The 1,780-nt window shown below is 35.6% G+C and carries 2 protein-coding genes and 1 pseudogene; 1 reads left to right on the top strand and 2 read right to left on the bottom strand.

Features of this window, described 5'->3' with window-relative positions; translation table 11 throughout:
• Nucleotides 1–184 (top strand): hypothetical protein (locus B371_RS23900; protein ID WP_237721485.1); only part of this gene is annotated, 184 nt, incomplete at its 5' end.
• 529 nt (nucleotides 185–713) lie between these two features.
• Here the strand turns inward: B371_RS23900 and B371_RS23680 are convergent.
• Nucleotides 714–1,007, bottom strand: a pseudogene (locus B371_RS23680) (MFS transporter); the annotation flags it as partial.
• Between the two features lie 330 nt (nucleotides 1,008–1,337).
• Nucleotides 1,338–1,700 carry a DUF192 domain-containing protein gene (locus tag B371_RS20960; protein WP_157185116.1) on the bottom strand — a complete coding sequence of 121 codons (363 nt, stop codon included), beginning with the start codon at nucleotides 1,698–1,700 and terminating at the stop codon, nucleotides 1,338–1,340.
• Nucleotides 1,701–1,780: the final 80 nt, after the last annotated feature.

The following is a 1,780-nucleotide window of genomic DNA, read 5'->3' as shown; positions in this document are numbered from 1 at the left end:
TTGCCACACGACTGTGGCGTTCTTAGCCTTTGTTCCATTGTGTGCTCCTGCGGGGTCTTGTCTGTCTCGCTTTTCCCGCTGGAGTCGTCGCCTTTCACTACAATCATTCACCTTTTTAAAAATCGACATTGATAACAATATAGTTTTAAAAATAAATAAAAAATCGTCCTATCTTGTAAAATGAAATTACCCACACCTTAATTTATATAGGATGATATCTTTATTGGAATGTAAGGATTACTAATCAAGAATGTATTACTGAACCTCTTCACTACTAAAGAAAATTCATGAGGAAACTTGTGTTTAAAAAAGGAAATCAGGCCTTCACATTCATCTGATTAACTAGAGTCACACCATAGAAATTCCATTTTAGCATGTTAGTTTCCATATAAAATTCAATACCCACTTAATAGAAACCACTGGTATTTATATTTATGGTATACAGACAACGAAACCTTTTACATGGGTAGCACCACAACCTTAGAATCAACTGAAAATAGGGTTTTATTACTGTGTGATTTGTATTTCCAGGTTGCATTGGATTGGAAATCTTAGTCGAGTAAAATGAGAAAAATTAATACTTTCTATCTTTTCAGCCATAAAGAACATTTGTTTTTATGGCTAATCTAAAATACCCGATGTCTACTAGTATCTAGACATCGGGCATTTTAATGTTCTCTTTAAAAGGTAAGTGGGGTGATGTTATCGAATCGTCATTCTTCGACCGGTACCCTTCTATTGACGCGCTCTTTTTCTTCTTCAGTTGGTTGCTTTTTTGGTCTGGTGATGAAGAATGATAGTATCACCGCAATAACAGCAATAAATGTAGATACGAAGAAAGAGAAATTGATTCCTTGCATCATTGCGGTATTCATGATTCCAGCAGGATCTGCACCGCTTGCTGTTAAGTCTGTCGCCACTGCTGTCGTCCGCGTATTCATGACCGTGATCAGCAGCGCTGAACCGATGGCACCTGACACTTGGGTAAGTGTGTTATTCATTGCTGTATTGCGGTGGGTATGCGTCGTTCGCTCCCCTATAACCGAAGAACAAATAGTGTTTTTGATATGGTGATTGAGAGAATAGATACTTATTTTATAGTACATGCGGCCGAAGATACTATTTCGGCCTTTTCTGACTTTTTTAGAGAATTTTCTTCTCCGCTTTGCACCTTACAGTGAGACTAAACGGTGACAGTTATAGACAAAATGTTCTCTGACTCGCTTCTTATATGATTTTCTTTTAATTTGAGCCACAATTGTTTATCAATTTATGTCTCAAATTGTCACGAATATACTCTATTACTAAAAATCGTTATAAAAGTTTGAACCACGATTCTATGCAATCAACTTATTAAATTTTTGTATAAAAGTAATCTTATCATCAACGCAAATATTCTTCTCAATAATAGTACCGCTTGGTAACTCAAGTGCGGAATGGGCGTCCTTAACTGGCGGAACTATTCTCCAAGGATTGATATTTGAAACTATTTTTACTACGTTATTTGATTGGTAGAGAAAAACCACGTCAATTGGGAACCTCATAAAGAACATGTGAATTGAGTTACAAGGGGTAATCAAGAGTCCTTCTTCAACTAAAGGTTTCTTTTGAAATTGAAGACCTTTAAATCGAGTCCAAAAATTGTTGGCTATATTAATCCTATATGGCAAATTTATAATCTTAGTTTTCAATATTAACACTTCCTAACTAGTTTTGTGTTAATTATATGGAATTTCTTTCGGTTTTATGTTCTAAGTACAGGACTCGGGACATTGGATCT

This window comes from Paenisporosarcina sp. TG20 (assembly GCF_000286315.1).
Lineage (GTDB): Bacteria > Bacillota > Bacilli > Bacillales_A > Planococcaceae > Paenisporosarcina.
This window is presented reverse-complemented; position numbering and strand designations above follow the sequence as displayed.